Annotated in this window: 18 protein-coding genes; 4 read left to right on the top strand and 14 right to left on the bottom strand. The window is 32.7% G+C overall.

The genetic code is table 11. The annotated features are described in order from the left end of the window. Positions 1-56 precede the first annotated feature (56 nt). The gene (locus LQ693_RS04735) at positions 57-290 is read left to right on the top strand and encodes a hypothetical protein (RefSeq protein ID WP_119475259.1); all 234 of its coding nucleotides are present in this window, start codon (positions 57-59) and stop codon (positions 288-290) included. 86 nt (positions 291-376) lie between these two features. Here LQ693_RS04735 and LQ693_RS04730 read toward each other — a convergent pair whose 3' ends face one another. The 6 genes from LQ693_RS04730 to LQ693_RS04705 form a co-directional block, all read right to left on the bottom strand. Continuing rightward, complete coding sequence (locus tag LQ693_RS04730; protein WP_107565422.1) at positions 377-1,453, bottom strand: M42 family metallopeptidase; 1,077 nt, start codon at positions 1,451-1,453, stop codon at positions 377-379. Positions 1,454-1,534: 81 nt separating this feature from the next. Next, entirely contained in the window at positions 1,535-2,191 is a 657-nt protein-coding gene (locus tag LQ693_RS04725) for an AAA family ATPase (RefSeq protein WP_239703093.1), read from the bottom strand. Further along, a complete protein-coding gene (locus tag LQ693_RS04720; RefSeq protein WP_204191086.1) occupies positions 2,184-2,771 on the bottom strand; it encodes a YdeI/OmpD-associated family protein in 588 nt (195 codons plus the stop codon). The genes LQ693_RS04725 and LQ693_RS04720 overlap by 8 nt, the downstream gene beginning before the upstream one ends. Before the next feature lie 118 nt (positions 2,772-2,889). Then, on the bottom strand, positions 2,890-3,630 hold the full coding sequence (locus LQ693_RS04715) for a GTP pyrophosphokinase (protein ID WP_204191087.1): 741 nt from the start codon (positions 3,628-3,630) through the stop codon (positions 2,890-2,892). Positions 3,631-3,815: 185 nt separating this feature from the next. Further along, complete coding sequence (locus LQ693_RS04710) at positions 3,816-5,141, bottom strand: 6-phospho-alpha-glucosidase (RefSeq protein ID WP_107590537.1); 1,326 nt, start codon at positions 5,139-5,141, stop codon at positions 3,816-3,818. Between the two features lie 21 nt (positions 5,142-5,162). Beyond that, on the bottom strand, positions 5,163-6,740 hold the full coding sequence (locus LQ693_RS04705) for an alpha-glucoside-specific PTS transporter subunit IIBC (protein ID WP_204196931.1): 1,578 nt from the start codon (positions 6,738-6,740) through the stop codon (positions 5,163-5,165). Between the two features lie 150 nt (positions 6,741-6,890). Here LQ693_RS04705 and LQ693_RS04700 point away from each other — a divergent pair, with 150 nt between their 5' ends. Both LQ693_RS04700 and LQ693_RS04695 read left to right on the top strand, forming a co-directional pair. Then, a complete protein-coding gene (locus LQ693_RS04700; protein WP_107565418.1) occupies positions 6,891-7,640 on the top strand; it encodes a MurR/RpiR family transcriptional regulator in 750 nt (249 codons plus the stop codon). A gap of 49 nt (positions 7,641-7,689) precedes the next feature. After that, positions 7,690-8,646, top strand: a complete 957-nt coding sequence (locus tag LQ693_RS04695; RefSeq protein ID WP_107565417.1) for a 2-hydroxyacid dehydrogenase family protein — start codon at positions 7,690-7,692, stop codon at positions 8,644-8,646. Between the two features lie 24 nt (positions 8,647-8,670). Here the strand turns inward: LQ693_RS04695 and LQ693_RS04690 are convergent, their stop codons facing one another. Further along, positions 8,671-10,110 (bottom strand): aminotransferase-like domain-containing protein, encoded by a 1,440-nt coding sequence (locus tag LQ693_RS04690; protein ID WP_107565416.1) that lies wholly within the window; start codon positions 10,108-10,110, stop codon positions 8,671-8,673. A gap of 96 nt (positions 10,111-10,206) precedes the next feature. Between LQ693_RS04690 and LQ693_RS04685 the strand changes: the two genes are divergently transcribed. Next, positions 10,207-10,818, top strand: coding sequence for a LysE/ArgO family amino acid transporter (locus LQ693_RS04685; protein ID WP_107565415.1), 612 nt, complete (start codon positions 10,207-10,209; stop codon positions 10,816-10,818). Between the two features lie 204 nt (positions 10,819-11,022). Here the strand turns inward: LQ693_RS04685 and LQ693_RS04680 are convergent, their stop codons facing one another. The 7 genes from LQ693_RS04680 to LQ693_RS04650 all read right to left on the bottom strand — a co-directional run bounded on the left by LQ693_RS04680 (position 11,023) and on the right by LQ693_RS04650 (position 18,350). Continuing rightward, positions 11,023-12,288: a Gfo/Idh/MocA family protein gene (locus LQ693_RS04680; protein ID WP_239703092.1), complete on the bottom strand. Its 1,266-nt coding sequence runs from the start codon at positions 12,286-12,288 to the stop codon at positions 11,023-11,025. A gap of 179 nt (positions 12,289-12,467) precedes the next feature. After that, positions 12,468-13,958, bottom strand: a complete 1,491-nt coding sequence (nagE, locus tag LQ693_RS04675) for an N-acetylglucosamine-specific PTS transporter subunit IIBC (RefSeq protein ID WP_239703091.1) — start codon at positions 13,956-13,958, stop codon at positions 12,468-12,470. 220 nt (positions 13,959-14,178) lie between these two features. Next, complete coding sequence (locus LQ693_RS04670) at positions 14,179-14,535, bottom strand: zinc ribbon domain-containing protein YjdM (RefSeq protein WP_037590102.1); 357 nt, start codon at positions 14,533-14,535, stop codon at positions 14,179-14,181. An 80-nt stretch (positions 14,536-14,615) separates the two neighbouring features. Beyond that, positions 14,616-15,203: a helix-hairpin-helix domain-containing protein gene (locus LQ693_RS04665; protein WP_107590541.1), complete on the bottom strand. Its 588-nt coding sequence runs from the start codon at positions 15,201-15,203 to the stop codon at positions 14,616-14,618. A gap of 16 nt (positions 15,204-15,219) precedes the next feature. Further along, positions 15,220-16,812, bottom strand: coding sequence for an ABC transporter permease (locus tag LQ693_RS04660; RefSeq protein ID WP_239703090.1), 1,593 nt, complete (start codon positions 16,810-16,812; stop codon positions 15,220-15,222). Between the two features lies 1 nt (position 16,813). After that, positions 16,814-17,710, bottom strand: a complete 897-nt coding sequence (locus LQ693_RS04655) for an ABC transporter ATP-binding protein (protein WP_239703089.1) — start codon at positions 17,708-17,710, stop codon at positions 16,814-16,816. A 1-nt stretch (position 17,711) separates the two neighbouring features. Beyond that, on the bottom strand, positions 17,712-18,350 hold the full coding sequence (locus LQ693_RS04650; protein WP_182477783.1) for a TetR/AcrR family transcriptional regulator: 639 nt from the start codon (positions 18,348-18,350) through the stop codon (positions 17,712-17,714). Between the last annotated feature and the right edge of the window lie 27 nt (positions 18,351-18,377).

Raw genomic sequence — 18,377 nt, 5'->3', positions numbered from 1 at the left:
ATATACAAAATGATACAATAATAGTATAATACTTTATATTTTATGGAGGTGTTTATGTGAAACTAATCGAAAATAAACATAGCAACAACACATCTAAACATATAAATAAACAATTACAAATACAACCAAAAGAAGTATTAGAAGACAAAGATACTAGAAAATCTCTTGTACTCGAAAAAATGAAATCTATATCTGATTTGACAATCGAAAATATCTTTGAAAATTACAATGAAAAACCTGAAAATACATTACTAGTATCTTTTGAAAGTATAGGCAATGAAAAATGGTAAAATAATAATCAATCTAAATATTAAAAAGTACCAAGAAAGCGATTATGCGTTTCTTGGTACTTTTTTAAATCATTCTTTAAGATTTCTTACCACATAATATTTTTAACTGTTTCATCGTTTAATGCTTTTACGATTTCAGCTACTAATTTTACTGCGTTTAAGTAGTCTTCTTTATGAAGGATTGATACATTTGAGTGCATATAACGTAATGGAACGCCGATTGAGATTGTTGGTGTACCTTCATTTGCTACGTGAATACTACCTGCATCTGTTCCGCCACCTGTTATGTTATCCCATTGCACATCAATGCCTTTTTCTTTTGCTACGTTTTTGATGAATTTTCTAAATCCAACGTGACCGATATTCGTACCATCCATTAACAATACAAGTGGTCCGTTACCTAATTTCGTTTCGTGATCTTGCCCTTTCATACCTGGTGTATCATAAGCAATACCTACATCCACTGCGATAGATAAATCTGGCTTAATTTTGTTTGCAGCAACTTTCGCACCACGTAAACCAACTTCTTCTTGTACAGTTGCACCTGAAACTAAGTTAATACCGAGGTCATCGTTTTTAAGTTCATTTAATACATCAACACTTAACGCACAACCGAATCTGTTGTCGAATGCTTTTGCTGTTAAGTAGTTTCCGTCACCTAAAGTTTCAAACTCAGAATAAGGTGTCACCATATTGCCGATTTCAATACCTAGACCTTCAACCGCTTCTTTATTATCAACACCTATATCAATAAACATCTCTTTAACGTCGACAGGTTTTTTACGTTCTTCTGGACTTAACACGTGAGGAGGTTTAGAACCAATAATACCTCTGATTTCTTTACCTTCATCTGTTGTAATGGTTACTTTTTGTGAAAGCATAACTTGGTTCCACCATCCACCAATTGTTGTGAATTTAATGTAACCATCATCATCGATACGCGTAACCATAAATCCTATTTCATCTAAGTGACCCGCTATTAAAATTGTTTTAGAACCATTTTTAGCGTTCTTTTTCCCGAAAATACCACCTAGGTTATCTTCAATAATTTCATCACTTACAGGTTCTAAGTATTCTTTCATTTTAGCTTTAACATTATACTCAAATCCCGAAATACCATTAATATCTGTAAGTGTTTTTAATAATTTTACTGAATCTGCCACAAAAAATCCCCCTTAAAATTAATTAACACTTTTACTATATCATTCTATTTCCAAAATGTATCAAACTAAGGTTTAATTTAATTAATTTTTCAGTATTTTAAACAAATCATTTGAATGATCAATGACAATATCAAAATTTTCAAGAAGAGGATGCATAAATAATTCATATTGAATACGTCTTTCATCTTGAGATGCCTTTAAAAACTCTATATCTATTCCTCTTACACGAACATCACGGTCAAATCTTCTTTTCAGCTCAGTTTCATTGTCCGTATAAATGTAGATAGATAAATCAACCCATTTGGAATCTATAAATGTAGTAGTCATACCTTCTAAGATTGTTACTTTCTTTGTGGCATCTAAACGTTCAGATTGTTGCCACGGTGTTTCAATAGTCATGATATCTATACCATTTCGTAACGCACGAATATCCCGTTCTAGAATATCTACATTATGCGCTTCAGGCATACAAGCCGTTACTTTCGCTTCATGCTCTATACCGTTATACATATATTTCGCCTTTGTATGTTTTCTTAAATTCGAATTAACTATATAAGTATCTGTGCTGATCAAGTTATATTCTTTAGGATCTAGACTTTTTATTAATTCCTGACAAAATGTACTTTTTCCTGAACCACCATGTCCACCAATTCTAATCATGATTTGATGGTTAGAACGCTTTATAAATTCCACGACTTCTTCAATCACAGCATTCATATTCTCACTACCCTCACTCATCATTTAGCCCTTTGCCTTCCAATATATGTTCAATATATTTTTCTACTCGACTAACGCGTGTTGCTGGGCGCTTTGCTTGGCTAATATAGTAAATGTATTGGCGTTGTCTTCCTGGCGTCAAATTATAGAAAGCTTCTTTTAAGTTACTATTTTGATCAAGTTGTTCTTGTAGTTCAACTGGCATTTCGTATTCTTCTGTTTTCTTTAATTCTACTTTAGCCCCTGATTTTTCAAGCTCAATTGCTTCTTCAACATATGCTTTAATAATATCTCGTTGTTCTTTGATTTGATCTACATTTGTGAATCTCAATTGTCTTGCGGCTTGAACATTTTTCGTTTGTTGAATGAGTAATTTTTCAGGATCTTTAAGTAATGAACCTTTATGAAATAAAAGTGCACAATATTCTTTAAATCCATGTATCAATACAACATTCTTATCTTTCAATGTATAACATGGATGCATCCATTTATAATCTTCTTCTAAATCACATTCACGTATAATTTCTCTTAATCGTTCAAATTCATCTTTCCACTTTTTTTCACGTTGCATAAAAGCTTCTACTTTAAGATTATTCTCCATTACTTCACTCCTCAACATTATTTCCTGAATGATTTTAATTTATTATATACTAAATTATTAAAAAAGAGCAGATATCCTTATTTCTAAGAAATTTCTGCTCTACTTAGTGCCTAATTTATTAATTTTTGTCTACTTTTATCATACTTTTATCCGTATGATGATAAATTTCATCATTCATTTCTTGCATTTTGCGTTCTACATTTGTTATTTCTATTGAGCATTCTTTTAACTTTTCTTCATATTGTTCAGTAGATACATGCGAATTCTTATATCTTAATTTATGTTCTAAACTCGCCCACATATCCATACCAATTGTTCGAATTTGAATTTCAACAGGTATTACTTGAACACTCTCTGCTAAAAATACAGGAATAGATACAACTAAATGTAAACTTTTATATCCATTCATTTTAGGATTTTCTATATAGTCTTTTCTTTTTAATAATTTTACGTCAGCTTGTCTAAGTAATAATTTTTCAATTGTATAGACATCTTCTAGATAATTACAAATAACTCTTATTCCCGCGATATCTTGAATATTCTCTTTTGCTGAGTTCGCATTTAAAGGAAATCCTTTGCGTCTTAATTTCTTAATGAGACTTGGAAATTCTTTAACACGCTTTTCCATATGGTGAATTGGATTATGTTTATAAGCAACTTGGAATTCATCGTCCAATATTTTCAACTTTGTCCCGATTTCTTCTAATGCTGCAGCATATTGATGTTGTAGTTCTACAAAATTAAACAACTCTTCTAGCGCTTGTTCAGAAGACTGCGCATATTCAATTTCACCTAAATTATTCGTAAATTCCTTCTTTAATTCTGCTAAATTGATTGTTGGTTTTCTTTCTATATACATAGATATGCTCCCTTATATTTTTAAATAAAAAATATATATCACTTCATCTAATTATATCATTTAAAAGTTTGCGATTAAAGAAAGTCGCTATACGATTTATTGTTCTTAAATGGATGTAACACAAAGAAAAACGTGCAAGGCTGGTGTGCCTTGCACGTTAATAAATAGTAATTCAATTATTATTCCTACTTCAATTCTGGCCAGTATTCTTTATTTGCTTCAATGAGGTCATCTAATATACTTTTAGCTACAGATGCACTCGGAACTGTGCGAGATAACGTTAGTGCTTGCCATAGTTTTTGATAAGATTGTTCTTCATAAGCTTCAACTGTTAATTTCTCAACACCTACTTGTTGTTCCATTAAACTTTTTTGGAATCTCGGTATTTCACCAACTGATAAAGGTTCTGGACCTTCGCTGCCAACTAAACATGGAATTTCAACCATCGCTGTTGGGTCAAAGTTTGAAATAGCACCTTTATTCTCAACAATCATTAACATTCTTTCTTTTGTATTAAAAGCAATTGCTCTTGCTAAGTCTACGATATATGATGCATGTTCATCTATTGTTAATTCTGTTCCTTCAGCAGTACCTTGATCAATGATTTTTTGACATTCACCGAACACAAATTTTTCTCGTCCTGCCATTACTTCATTTGCTCTTGTATAGTCTTTGTTTGAATGTTCCACAACGTAATCAGGGAAGAAGTAATATTTTAAATATGTGTTAGGTAACGTATCTTTATCAAGCGCTTGTACATCACGCGCTTTCTTAAACGTATCATTCCAACTTGCTTCTTGTTCTATATCGCTGCCTGTGTCAGTCGAATATCCAAATTGTTCAACGTGTTTAATGATACTTGGCATTAAATCATTACCTGACTTATCTCTTATATCTGTCCACCAACCGAAGTGATTCAATCCATAATATTTAACGACCATTTCTTTTCTAGATTTCAGCCCAATATTTGTTGCCATTAGTTCTTCAATACCAATTGGCATATCACAAATATTTAAAATTTTTGAATGAGGTCTTAATTTTCGAGTTGCTTCAGCTACAATTGCTGCTGGATTCGAATAATTTAACATCCAAGCATCTGGTGAATATTGTTCCATGTAATCCACAATTTCTAGTACGCCAGTAATAGAACGCATACCATAAGATATACCACCAGGTCCACACGTTTCTTGTCCAACGACACCATGTTTCAACGGAATCTTCTCGTCTTGTTCTCTCATCGCATATTTACCAACACGTATGTGTGCCATAACGAAATCTACATTTTCAAAAGCTGTTTTAGGATCCGTACTCGCCTGTAACTTAACACTTGGCGCTCTTTCATGAAGTAATATTTCACAAGCATCCGCAATGGTTTGTTGTCTATCACCATCATTGTCGTATAATTTAATCGTATCAATCGGAAAATCTTCTAAATGATCCAGTAACATTAATATAATGCCTGGTGTAAATGTACTTCCTCCACCTGCTATTGTTATGTTAAATTTCTTCATTATTTATGACCTCCATATTTTTTATATCATCGTTTCAAATGAATCTCTTACTTGAGGTACACTGAGTCCTACAATTACTTGAACATTTGTACCACTTTTCGCTACACCATGTGCCATTTGATTATGCGTGAAGTAGTCGTTATCTTTCACTAAACTTGGATCTTTAACCGTTACTCTTAATCGTGTCGCACAATTTGTAACGTCTTTAATATTGTCTTTGCCACCTAATCCTTCTAAGAAATAAATAGCTTTCGTATCATATTCTGATGCATTGTCATCCATTTGTGTATCAGCACTTGCTTTTTTAGACTTATAATCTTCTTTCGTATAAAGCTTAGCGTCACCATCATCAGGCACACGCCCAGGTAATGGTACATTAAACTTCTCAATAATAAACTTAAATACAAAGAAGTAAATCACAACAAAGATGATACCAATGATAAATTGTGCAACGTAAGTCATACCGTGATTAGAGAATAATGGAATCCAGTTTATTGCCGCGATTTCTATCGCACCGCCGCCTTGAATACCAACTACACCGAATAGGTACATAATTGTAACCATTGTTGCACCTAATAATGCATGAATTAAGAATAAGTAAGGTGCAATAAATAGGAATGTAAATTCTAATGGTTCTGTAATACCTGCGAAAATTGCTGTTAATCCAGCTGGTAATACTAATGCCAATACTTTTTTCTTGTTTTCTTTCGGTGTTGAAGCGTACATCGCTAACGCAATACCTAAACAACCAAACATTTTAATGTTACCTTGTAACAAGAATCCATATGGATAAAGTTCTTTAAGAGATTTAGCAGAATTTGAGAATTCTGTTAAGTGTTGAATCCAATAAGGTTTCAATCCACCATTGACCGCTGCAGGTCCATATTCAAATGGTGTGTATATGAAATGATGTAATCCTGTTGGAATCAATATTCTTTCTAAGAAGTGGAATAGCCAAACCCCTACAAATCCTGATTTCAACATAACACCTTGTAATGAACCGATACCTGCTTGTACTGTTGGCCATACCGCACATACGATAAAAGCGATTGGGATCATAACAAAGAATCCAATGATAACAACGTATGGTAGACCTTGGAAAATACCAACCATTTCAGGTAATTTCTTATCATAGAAACGATTATGTATCCAAATGACAATTGCTGATATGAAAATTGCACCAATGATACTTGTATCTAATGTTGGAATACCAGCTATTTCTTTTACTCCGGTTAAATTTTCAACACCCTTTGATAAATCTACTCCGAACGTCTTTGGCCAAAGGGTTAAAATTGCATTAATAAAATTGTTAAATACTAAATAAATCATTAAAGCTGCTAGTGTTGCTCTACCTTGCGCTTTTTTAGCAAGTGAGATTGGAAGTCCAATCACAAACGCTAGTTCCATATGGTTGAATATAGTCCAACCACCCGCTTCAATCAAACTCCAAATTTTAAACCACATTGTGCCATCTTCAGCTATTGAACCCATAATATTTGGATTTTTAAATAGTGTTGCAAACCCTACAACAATACCGAAAAATGCAAATAGTAATACCGGTACAATCATGGCACTACCAAATCGTTTAATTGCATTCATATTTTAACCCCTTTTCCTCATCAATTTATCTCAACAATATAGGAAGCGCTTACATTTGCCAAGAGGTTTGACGTAAATAGAAATCACATAGTAAACTTAGATTATATTTTCATAACATGAAAATTTTTTCACTTCGAATGGAGGATTATAATGATTTTGGATAAACTGATTAATGAACATTATCAACAACTTAATGACAACGATATACATATCATACAAATGATTAATCAAAATATTCACTTGATTCATCGATTAAAAATACAAGAAATCGCCGATATATCACACACTTCAATTTCTTCTATTCACCGACTCGCTCGCAAACTTGGCTTTGATGGTTATAGTGATTTTAAAGCATATATTAAATTAAATAGACAAACATCTAACCCATCGACAGATATCATTGAAAGTTTAGAGCAAGATTTACAACAAACTATGAAACATTTAAAAATGATCGACTATGATTATATAAGCGAACAAATCAACCAAGCGCCATACATCTATATATATGGTACAGGTGTCGCACAATTAAACGTCGCACGTGATGCTCAGCGACACTTTCTTTCTATTAATAAGAGAGTAATGGTTATTAACGACGAGAATGAACTTAAAATTGCTATGAATCAAATGAATAAAGACGATTTAATTTTCATCATTTCATTATCAGGCGAAACATCACATTTAAGAGATAACGTCGAGATTATGCATACACGAAATATTAGTTATATTTCTATTACTACATTAAAGGATAACTATTTAGCCCAGAATGCGAGTTACAATATATACGTTAATAGTTCTCCGATAGAACTATTTAACCAAACATCTTATTCCAGCTTCTTACCATATCACATCGCTTTTGAAGTCATCGTACGTAAATTCAGTGAATGGAAACTTGCGCATTAGGGTATAGTGATCATATAAACGTATGAAAAGTTCTATAGGAGGTTACATCATGAATAAAGTATTCATAACTGGAGAAATTCCAACAGAAGGATTAGAAATGTTACAAGAACATTTTGAAGTAGAAGTCTTTGAAGGGGATAAATTAATTACGAAAGATACTTTACTTCAAAAAGTAACAGACGTAGATGCGATTATTAGCCCACTATCTACAAATATTGATAAAGAAATTATTGATCATGCGCCAAACTTAAAAATCATCGCAAATTATGGTGCTGGTTTCAATAACATAGACGTTAAATATGCGAGAGAAAAAGGAATCGATGTCACAAATACACCAAAAGCTTCAACAAATGCTACAGCAGATTTAACGATTGGTATATTACTTGCCGTATCTAGAAGAATTGCTGAAGGCGACCAACTTTGTAGAACAACAGGATTCAACGGTTGGGCACCATTATTCTTTAGAGGTAGGGAAGTCTCCGGTAAGACTATCGGCATAGTTGGACTTGGTGAAATTGGTTCTGCTGTTGCTAGACGTGCCAAAGGTTTCGACATGAACATCCTATATACTGGACCACATAGAAAACCAGAACAAGAAGCTTCATTAGGGGCTACTTATGTCAGTCTTAATGAGATGTTAGAACAAGCAGATTTCATTACAATTAATGCTGCCTATTCAGATGATTTACATCATTTATTCAATAAAGAAACATTTGAAAAAATGAAAAATACAGCATATGTTATTAACGCATCTCGCGGACCTATTGTAGATGAACAAGCTCTAGTTGAAGCACTACAATCTAAAACAATCGAAGGTGCTGCATTAGATGTATTTGAATTTGAACCAGAAATTACAGATGCACTTAAAACAATGGACAATGTCGTCATAACACCCCACATCGGAAACGCTACATTTGAAGCACGTGATGAAATGGCAAGAATCGTCGCAAATAATACGATTAAGAAACTACAAGGTGATACACCAGACTATATTGTGAATAAATAATATAAAAAGATCCTCGGTCTCATATTAAGAGTTCGAGGATTTTCTTTTATTTAACAAGTTTTCTTTATCGATGATAGTTCTTAGTTTATAAATACTTTCTTTTATATTATGTTCATCAATATATGAATAAGAAAATCTTAAACTATGTTTTTCTCTTTCTGAATAAATCTCCCCTGGATGAATGAGCAATCCTTCCTCTAAGGCACGTTGGAATAACCTTTTCAAATCAATACTTTCATTGAATTTGAACCATATATAGAAAGACCCTTCTACTTTAGACCATCTACCAATATCTGAGAAAGATTCTGTTAAAGCATCTTCCATCAAATCTTTGCGCCTTTGTAAATTACGTTTAATGTCTTCAATATGCTTCTCATGGTAATGTGCCAACCATTTAGTAGCTATAAATTGAGAAATCGAACTTGCACCATAGTCATTTTGCATTTTTAAATCTGCTAAATGATTAATGACCCGTTCGTTGCCAATTAACCACCCTATTCTGAGACCTGGACTAACTGTTTTAGATAGGCTACCTAAATACAACACATTATGACTTGTATCAAGCTCTTTCATCGATTTAGGAATCGAACCTTCAAACCACAGCTCACTATAAATGTCATCTTCCACAACTGGAATACCCTTTGCTTTACACTGTTCAAGAATTTGTTCTTTCTCTTTCAATGTATATGTGTGCGATGTAGGATTGTGCAAAGTAGGATTACAATAAAATATACTATTGCTGTAATCTTCATCTTCTTTAAAAATCGCATGAATATTATTGCTTATATAATCAATTGATAAAGGTATCATTTTGGAATGAATTTTGTGCCACGTTCTAATTGAATTGATATAAGAAGGTGTTTCAACGATAATTTTTGATTTAGGAATTAATAATCCATCTGCTATCAACTTCAAACCTTGTAATGAACCAGAAGTGATACAAATTTCTTCTACACTACACTCAATACCTCTTTTTTTAACAATTTCTTTAACTTGTTGTCTCAACTGAATATTCCCTTTAGGCGCTTCGTAATTTGAAGTCAATTGACAACTTAAATCTTTCGAAATGATTTCATGAAATGCATCATTAGGTATTAATTCTGGCGAAAGTTCACCCGTCCCTAATCTCACCATGTCAGGTATAAATTCGCATCGATTAATTTCTCTAATGTAATATTGATTGTTCTGGTTAATACTATTACCTATATAATCTTGCCAATTTAAATTGTTACTCACATACTCATTCCATTTATTTTTCGAAACGTATATCCCTTTTCTTTCTTTACTTTCAAGCACGCCATAACTTTTTAAAATATCAATCACATGTACAATTGTTGATCTATTTACACCATACTTTTGTGTTAAAGCTCTTTGCGAAGGGATTTTCATACCAACTTCTAATTGACCATTATTAATATCTCTTAACATATCATCTATAATTTTTTGGTAGATAGGTTTTTCCATAAATGTAACTCCAATCTGGTTGGGCATAAATTTAATTCTGGATGATTTCATTGTAGCTTATTTCTTTTATACTATACAAAAAGGAGGTTAAATCAAATGTTTCAAGCAGTCATCCACGGTCTTTTATTAGCACTCGGTTTAATTTTACCATTAGGTGCTCAAAATATATTTGTTTTTAATCAAGGCGCAAATCATAAAAGCTTAAATAAAGCTTTACCTGTTGTTATTACAGCTGGTCTATGTGACACATTACTCATATTACTTGCGGTGTTTGGCGTATCACTCATCTTAAATCACTATCCATCACTACAATTAATCATATATATCGTCGGATTAATTTTTCTATTGTATATGGCTTGGACGTTATGGAACGAAAAATCATCAAGCAATGGCTCAGACATAGCAATATCAGCAAAAAAACAAATCAGCTTTGCATTATCTCTATCATTACTCAATCCACACGCCATTATGGATACAGTCGGTGTTATCGGTACAAGTGCATCACTATATTCAGGGTATGAAAAAGTCGGGTTCACAGTAGCAACAATCTTTATCTCTTGGTTCTGGTTCTTCGGTCTCGCTATAGCCGGTAAACAAGTCGGCATGTTTGATAAATCAGGTAAATTTATCATCATATTAAATAGAGTATCAAGTATCATCATCTTATTCGTCGCAGCACTCATCATCAAAAATATAATCAATATGTAGAATGAGGTAAATGTTTTGGTTGGGATTTAGGTGGGAGTTGCGGGGCTCATTTTCGTGCGCTAACGATCTTGTTTCGTTTTCTTGATCGTTAGAATTTCTAACGATCTTGTTTGTGAGTCTTGAGCGTTAGCGCTACTTTCACACATAACAAAAAGACGTGATACTGCTATTTTCTAGCGGTATCACGTCTTTTTTTATATTATATTAAGATGTTAAGGCTATTTCATTATAGAATTCGTCTATATTTATGGATTGGCCGTGGTTCAGTCTTGATTCTTCTGCTGCGAATGCCATTAAGTGACTGATTAAAGATTTACTTGCTATTGATTTAGATACATTTTGATTTGAGCTATTAATTGTATCTATAAAATCTCTTATAATACCTTCATCCCCGCCTCCGTGTCCACTGCTCACTTCTGGGAATTTAATGATTTTTTCTTCTCTTGTTAAAAAGTCAAAAATGCTTATTTCATTTGTTTCCATATTCCCTCTTATTTCACCTTTTGTTCCCATTATTTGAACTACTCTTGTTTGTTCTCTTGTAAATGCGCTCATACTAAATGTTGCTGTTGCACCATTTTCAAATTCCATATTCACAACTTGGTGATCGACAACGTCATTATCTGATTGGAAGACGCATTTCCCATAATCCGTATGATTTAATCTTTCTATGATCGCTTCGTTAGAATTTTCTTCTGTAAATTTCATCGCCCATCCTCTACCGATACCTAAATAATACCTTCCAGCATGAAATGGACATTCATTTTCTACTGGGCATCCGTCTAGACATCTTAATGGTGCGCCTTCTGGTTTGTTTGCTTCGTTAAAGTACATTAATGAGCCAAAGGAATTGATTCTTTTACAATCTTGATCCATGATATAATTGATAATATCCATATCATGGCAAGATTTAGCTAATATCATCGGACTTGACTGTTCTTTACTTTTCCAATTTCCCCTTACAAAACTATGAGACATATGCATATATTCTACATTTTCATTAAGTTGAATTGACGCAATCTGACCAACATCTCCATTTTGAACGATAGATTTGATTCTACTCCAGAATGATGTATATCTTAATACGTGACAAATCGTTAATGTTCTATCCATTTCTTTCGCTTTTTCTACCATTTTAATACACTCTTCAGGACTAGGAGACATCGGTTTTTCAAGCAACACATGATATCCTAAATCTAATGCTTTCATTGTTGGTTCAAAATGTACTTTATCTTGAGTACATATAATTGCTATATCAGCTTCTGGCTTTAAGTCCAATAATGCTTTCCATGATTCTTGTACATATCGTTCATCAAGACTATGATGACGACTTACGCGTTCTCTTCTTTCTTTAACAGGTTCCGCTACCCCAATTAATTTAATTTTATGGGGTAAAGACTTTATCAAATTCGCGTAAACTCTTCCCCCACGGTCACCTGCACCTAACAAAATCGCTTTTTTTATACCCATTGAATCGTCCCCCTTTATCATTCAATAGTTTCATATTACTACTATAAAAGTAAAAAATCACACATTTATCATTATTTTTTGTTCATATTTGTTCAAAATTGTTATTATTATAAATGAAAAACAGTAGGCATTCAAATTATAAAAATGAATGTCTACTGTTTAAATATTGATATATTGAATTAATGACCTTGATTATGCTGCATTTGCATCAGTTCATCTGCTGTAAATTGTACATCAGTTCCAATAATAATTTGGATATTTTTATCACTAATCACTTTGTTTCCTAATGCGCCAGATTGTTTGATTTTATCTTGATCAACAACACTTGTATCTTTTAATGTTAGACGCAGTCTTGTTGCACAGTGGTCGATAACTTCTATATTATCATTACCACCAATTGCTTCATATATAAGCTTTGTCTTATTAGATACTTTCACACCACTGTTGTATGTTGAAGTACCCGCTTCATCTTCTTCAAGACTAGGATCTTGCTTTGCCGCTTCTTCCATTAAACCATCTCTACCTGGTGTCTTAAGATTAAATGTACGAATCGCAAAATCAAATACGACGAAGTATACGACACCCATAATCAAACCAAGTACAAGTAACATTAATGGTTTATTAGCAATTGGAATACTTAAACTTAATAAATAATCTATTAATCCTGCACTAAATGTAAATCCTGCAGTCCAATGGAATGTTGCTGCTATAAATAATGAAATACCTGTTAATAACGCGTGAATACCAAATAACATCGGTGCTGCTACTAAGAATGAGAACTCTAATGGTTCTGTGATACCAGTTACGAATGAAGCAATCGCTGCTGTAACCATTAAAGAACCTACTACTTTTCTGTTACGCTTTTCAGCATTTTTCCAAATCGCTAATGCTGCAGCTGGTAATCCAAACATCATAATTGGGAATAAGCCTGCTTGGTAACGACCTGTTATACCCGCTTCACCTTTACTAGACCAGAAGTTTGCAATATCATTAATACCCGCAATATCAAACCAGAATACTTGGTTTAACGCGTGATGCAATCCAAATGGTAATAATAAACGGTTAAAGAATCCATATAACCCTGCCCCAAGAGGACCAAGTTTAGAAATCATTTCACCAAATGACACTAAGCCATTATATACTGGCGGCCAAATAAACATAAGTGCGATAGAAATGACTAACATAGCCGCTGCTGATAATATCGGCACAAGACGTTTACCACTAAAGAAAGCAAACGCTGTTGGTAATTTCGTATCTTTAAATCTATTGTAAATTGCTGCTGTAACTAAACCACAAATAATCCCGATAAATACATTACTAATACCCGTAAATGCTATATCAACTTTATCCTCAGCAATATGCAATACTTTCGCCATTGCTTCTGGCTTTAGTACTTGTGTAACCACTAAAAATGATACAAGTCCACTAAGTGCTGCTGCACCATTTTTATCTTTAGACATACCGAATGCTAACCCTACCGCAAATAGTATTGGTAAATTATCAATAACTGCTAAACCACCATTTGCTAAAAAGTTCGCAACGCTATTTCCTTCCCCGTTAATTGCACCTGAATCAATAAAAGATGCGATACCTAGTAGTAACCCCGCTACCGGTAAAATCGAAATAGGTAGCATTAGAGACTGTGCAAATTTTTGCATATAAGCCTTCATATTTTTCTCCCCTTATATAGTTGTTGGAAACGTAATCTCTACTACATATTTACCACAAAAAACATTTGATGTATATAACGAATTAATATTTCAAAAACTTAAAATAATCAATTAATTATTTTTAACAAAAAATAATAAGCACCTCGTTAATATTTATATCAACATACTTTCTAAAAACTAAGAGCCTGCAACAATTTCAATGTTTCAGGCTCTTAAGTGTTTATTTATTCACTTTTTTAACAACTGATGACTTCAATCCAATTTGTCCAAAGCCAGGTATTTTACAATCAATGTCATGACCATCTTCTGGGTCCACTAATTTGATACCTTTAACTTTAGTGCCTTGTTTAATAGAATTAGATGATCCTTTTACTTTTAAATCTTTAATGACTGTTACAGTATCTCCATCATTTAATTCAACACCATTTACATCTTTAATAACTGTGTTTTCTTCATTTGATGCATCTTCGTCGTTTATAGACCATTCATGATTACACATTGGACAAATATAAAATTGTCCGTCCTCGTAAGTATATTCTGAATCACATTTAGGGCAATTTGGTAATATTGCTTCCATCTTTCAACCTCCGAAAGTTTATAATAACCTCTATAATTTATCACATTTTCATAAATACTGGTATTGGATTTTTCATAAATTTAAGGATTCATGATGATATATGACGTAATCGCTTTGACTTTAGCATCTTTTTTATGATTTTCAAATTCATACATTTCAGCAAAATAAATTTCCTCACCAGAATTCAATATAATTGTGCCATGTGTAGAAGCTTCTTTACCGTGCGTAAGCATTGATTTAATTTCAAGGCTAGATACTTTTTGCAAGTGCTCATTTATTTCTTCTAAAAATGCTTTTCTACCTATTAGTTCAAAAGAACCAGGTACATTCCATACTAAATCATCTGTTAGCCATTCAGTGAGACACTTTTCGTCACCAACTATTGAAGCTATCACAATATCTCGTATAATTCTTCTTTTTGGTGCGTTATCACATTTTAAATCTCCCAGTACAGTGAATTTCACATTTTTTAAATCCTCATCTAATTGACTAAATGATAACCCTTGTTCTAATAATGCTTCTTTCAAAATGCCTATTGCTTTTGGTCCCATACCATGAAGTTTCGCCAAATTATGTTCATCTAATTGTGCAACCTGTTCTAACGTCGTAATATTGATCGTATTCAAAGCATTTGTTGCTGGTTTCCCTATTTTCGGCAAATTTGTCATCCGAACACAGCTCCCTTTATGAAATGTCTTTTCGTTTAAACCCTATAAATCCAATTATGATAAGCGCTACAGATATTATGATTAATATACTTATACCCGAATAATTCATATCTTCAACAGGTATTTCAGGAATATGATGAAATGGCGTTATATCTTTTAACCAGTCTTTAATATTTAATAATTGTCCTAAGTATACGACGAAAAATGTATAAGTTAGATATAAATAAACGATAAAATGCCCTTTATTGAACCATCCTAAAAGTACAACACCGAGTGCTACGAAAGATATAATGGCTGGTATATGCACAACCCCTGCCTTTATAATGCTCCAAAAACTAAATGGATCATCTAACACAGATGCTTGGGCAATATACAAACCGAATGCAGCGATAAAAATCATAAAAATAGCATTAAATAATGAAACAACTAAATAGCTACTCAACAATTTAATTCTTGAAATAGGTCGAGACATTATAAGTTCAATACGATGAGTATCTATTTCGTTTTTTATTTTGTATAAACTTAACAGTGCAGGTATAGTTGATACAATTGCCATTATAATCATTAAAGTAGGTAAGAATGCTTCTATATAATGATCACCTTTTCCAGCTACCATTTGCTGCAACATTTCATTATCTTTAATAAAGTCATCTAACTCACCAAATATTGATCCATATGAAGCGCCAAATACAAACATTCCTATTGCCCAGGAAATAAGCCCTACTTTATACAATTTAAGTTGTAAACCTAGTGGAGATAACCATAGTTTATGTGTAGTTCTTTTACCTAGTTTAGAAGGTAGTAAACCAGACTCTATATCCCTTCTAAAATAAAGTATCATCGCTATCATTAAGCATATAATAGCTGTTATCAAAGTTATGACGATTGGCCACCAATTATTTTCAGAATACGCAAACGTTCTTGTAATCCATCCTAGAGGTGAAATCATAGAAATATCTTCATTTATGACATCACCAACCGCTCTCACTAAATAACTTAAGAGCAATACTGTAATACTATAGCCCGTCACACTACTACTTGTTTCAGTTAACTGTGCGAATATAGCTGTCATCATACCAAATAGAATACCAATTGATCCTATTGAAGCTGCATACACGATTGAACCTTGCCAATCCACACTATCAATATTCATGAAAGGTAATATCACCATAATCAAAATGGTTATCATGATGTTCACAATTATCATCTCAATAAGTGCACTTACGAGAGGTGATACTTTTCCAACTGGCAATGCTCGAATCATTTCAATACGACCTGCAGATTCATCTCCTCTTGTACTTTTTGAAACAAGTAAAATACTCATTATTGCAACGAGAATACCTGTAAATAGTAACATCTCGTGTGTAAATAACACACCAATTGATACTTGTTCAAATTGTCCTGGCCCTAACATTGCTTCCATTGCAGGGTTTTTGGAAGTTTCAACAATTGGTTGCATATCTGATTGGTGTGGATACATACTTTTAAATGTTGGTGGTATGATAACTGTTAAAACGACAATACCTAATATCCAAAACAGCATTTTCCATTTATGTGTCTTGAGGTAAAACAACGTTAATTGACCAACACCGCTAAAGAGATTATTCATATTACTCACCTCTTTCAATATTCACACCATAATGTCTCATAAATAAATCTTCTAATGTAGGTGGCATACTTTCTAATTTCAACAACTCAAATCGACTTAAATATTTAATAATATTAGAAACTTTCTCCGAATCCACTTGAAAATGATATATTTCTCCTTCTTTAGAAATATCATGTACACCTTCTTGCTCGTCTAAATCTGTTAAAGCTTCTTTAGACTGAACGACGAAATGCATTCTCGTGAGATGTCTCAAATCATCCAACGTGCCCATTTCTACGATTTCACCTTTTCTAATAATGCCGACTCGGTCACATAGTTTTTCTACTTCACTTAATATATGACTCGATAGTAGAACACTTTTGCCCTCTTTTTTCTTTTCTAATACACATGATTGGAATACTTGTTCCATTAAAGGATCCAATCCAGATGTCGGTTCATCTAATATAAGCAGTTGTGCATCTGTTGTAAATGCAGCGATAAGTACAACTTTCTGTCTATTACCTTTAGAATATGACCCACATTTTTTAGTAGGATCTAAATCAAATTTTTTAATCAGTTCATCTCTTTTTTCATCATTTTTAGTGCCGCTTAATTTCAGAAATAAATCTATCACTTCTCCACCTGTTAAGTTTGGCCACAAATTAACATCACCTGGAACATAGGCAACTTGTTTATGAATTTGAACTGCATCTTTCCAAGCATCTTTATCAAATGCCTCAATAGTACCAGAATCAGGTTTCAGCATGCCTAAAATTGCTTTAATTGTCGTAGATTTCCCAGAACCATTTGGACCGATAAACCCAAATATTTCTCCTTCTTCAACAGTGAAATTCACACCGTTTAAAGCTTTAAATTTACCAAACGTCTTCGTAACATTATTTACTTTTAACAATGTCATATTAATCACGATCCTTATAGAAGATTTTACGCATTTCCTTTATATACAAATCGAATTCATCATAAAAGCTTTGATAATCATTCTGCTCAATCATTTGATGCGTTATTCGTGTCTTCATAGATTCTGCTAAACCGTCAATCGAATACTTTATAATATTGATAGACATTTCAACATTTAAATTATCTTTAAAAAGATCCTTATCTAAATCTTCAAATAGTGCATTTTGAACTTTACTTTGTAATTGTTTAATATGTTGATCTTGTTCTTCAGATATATAATGATGTTCAGATTCCTCCAGAACAATTTTCGTTAAAAACTTCGACATATGAGGATGAATCGTCATTAAATTAGATTTAATCTTCGCTTGTTTAACTAACCTATTAAAAATATCTTTCTCAGAAGTATCAATTTGTTTAAAATAATATTCCTCAATGAAATCTAATGAATAATCCACAAGAAATTTAAATAATCCTTTTTTATTTTTAAAGTAATAAAAAAGCATCCCTTTACCAATACCAGCATTTTCAACAATACGATTCGTAGAACTTTGTTGATATCCATAATTAGAGAACTCCATCAGCCCTGAATTGATTATTTTTTGACGCTTTTCATCATCTAAATTATAAAATGCATCATTCATCATATACACCTTCCGAAACATATTAGA

Origin of the sequence: Mammaliicoccus sp. B-M6 (genome assembly GCF_022386965.1) — a bacterium.
In the GTDB taxonomy this organism is placed as follows: domain Bacteria; phylum Bacillota; class Bacilli; order Staphylococcales; family Staphylococcaceae; genus Mammaliicoccus; species Mammaliicoccus sciuri_A.
This window is presented reverse-complemented; position numbering and strand designations above follow the sequence as displayed.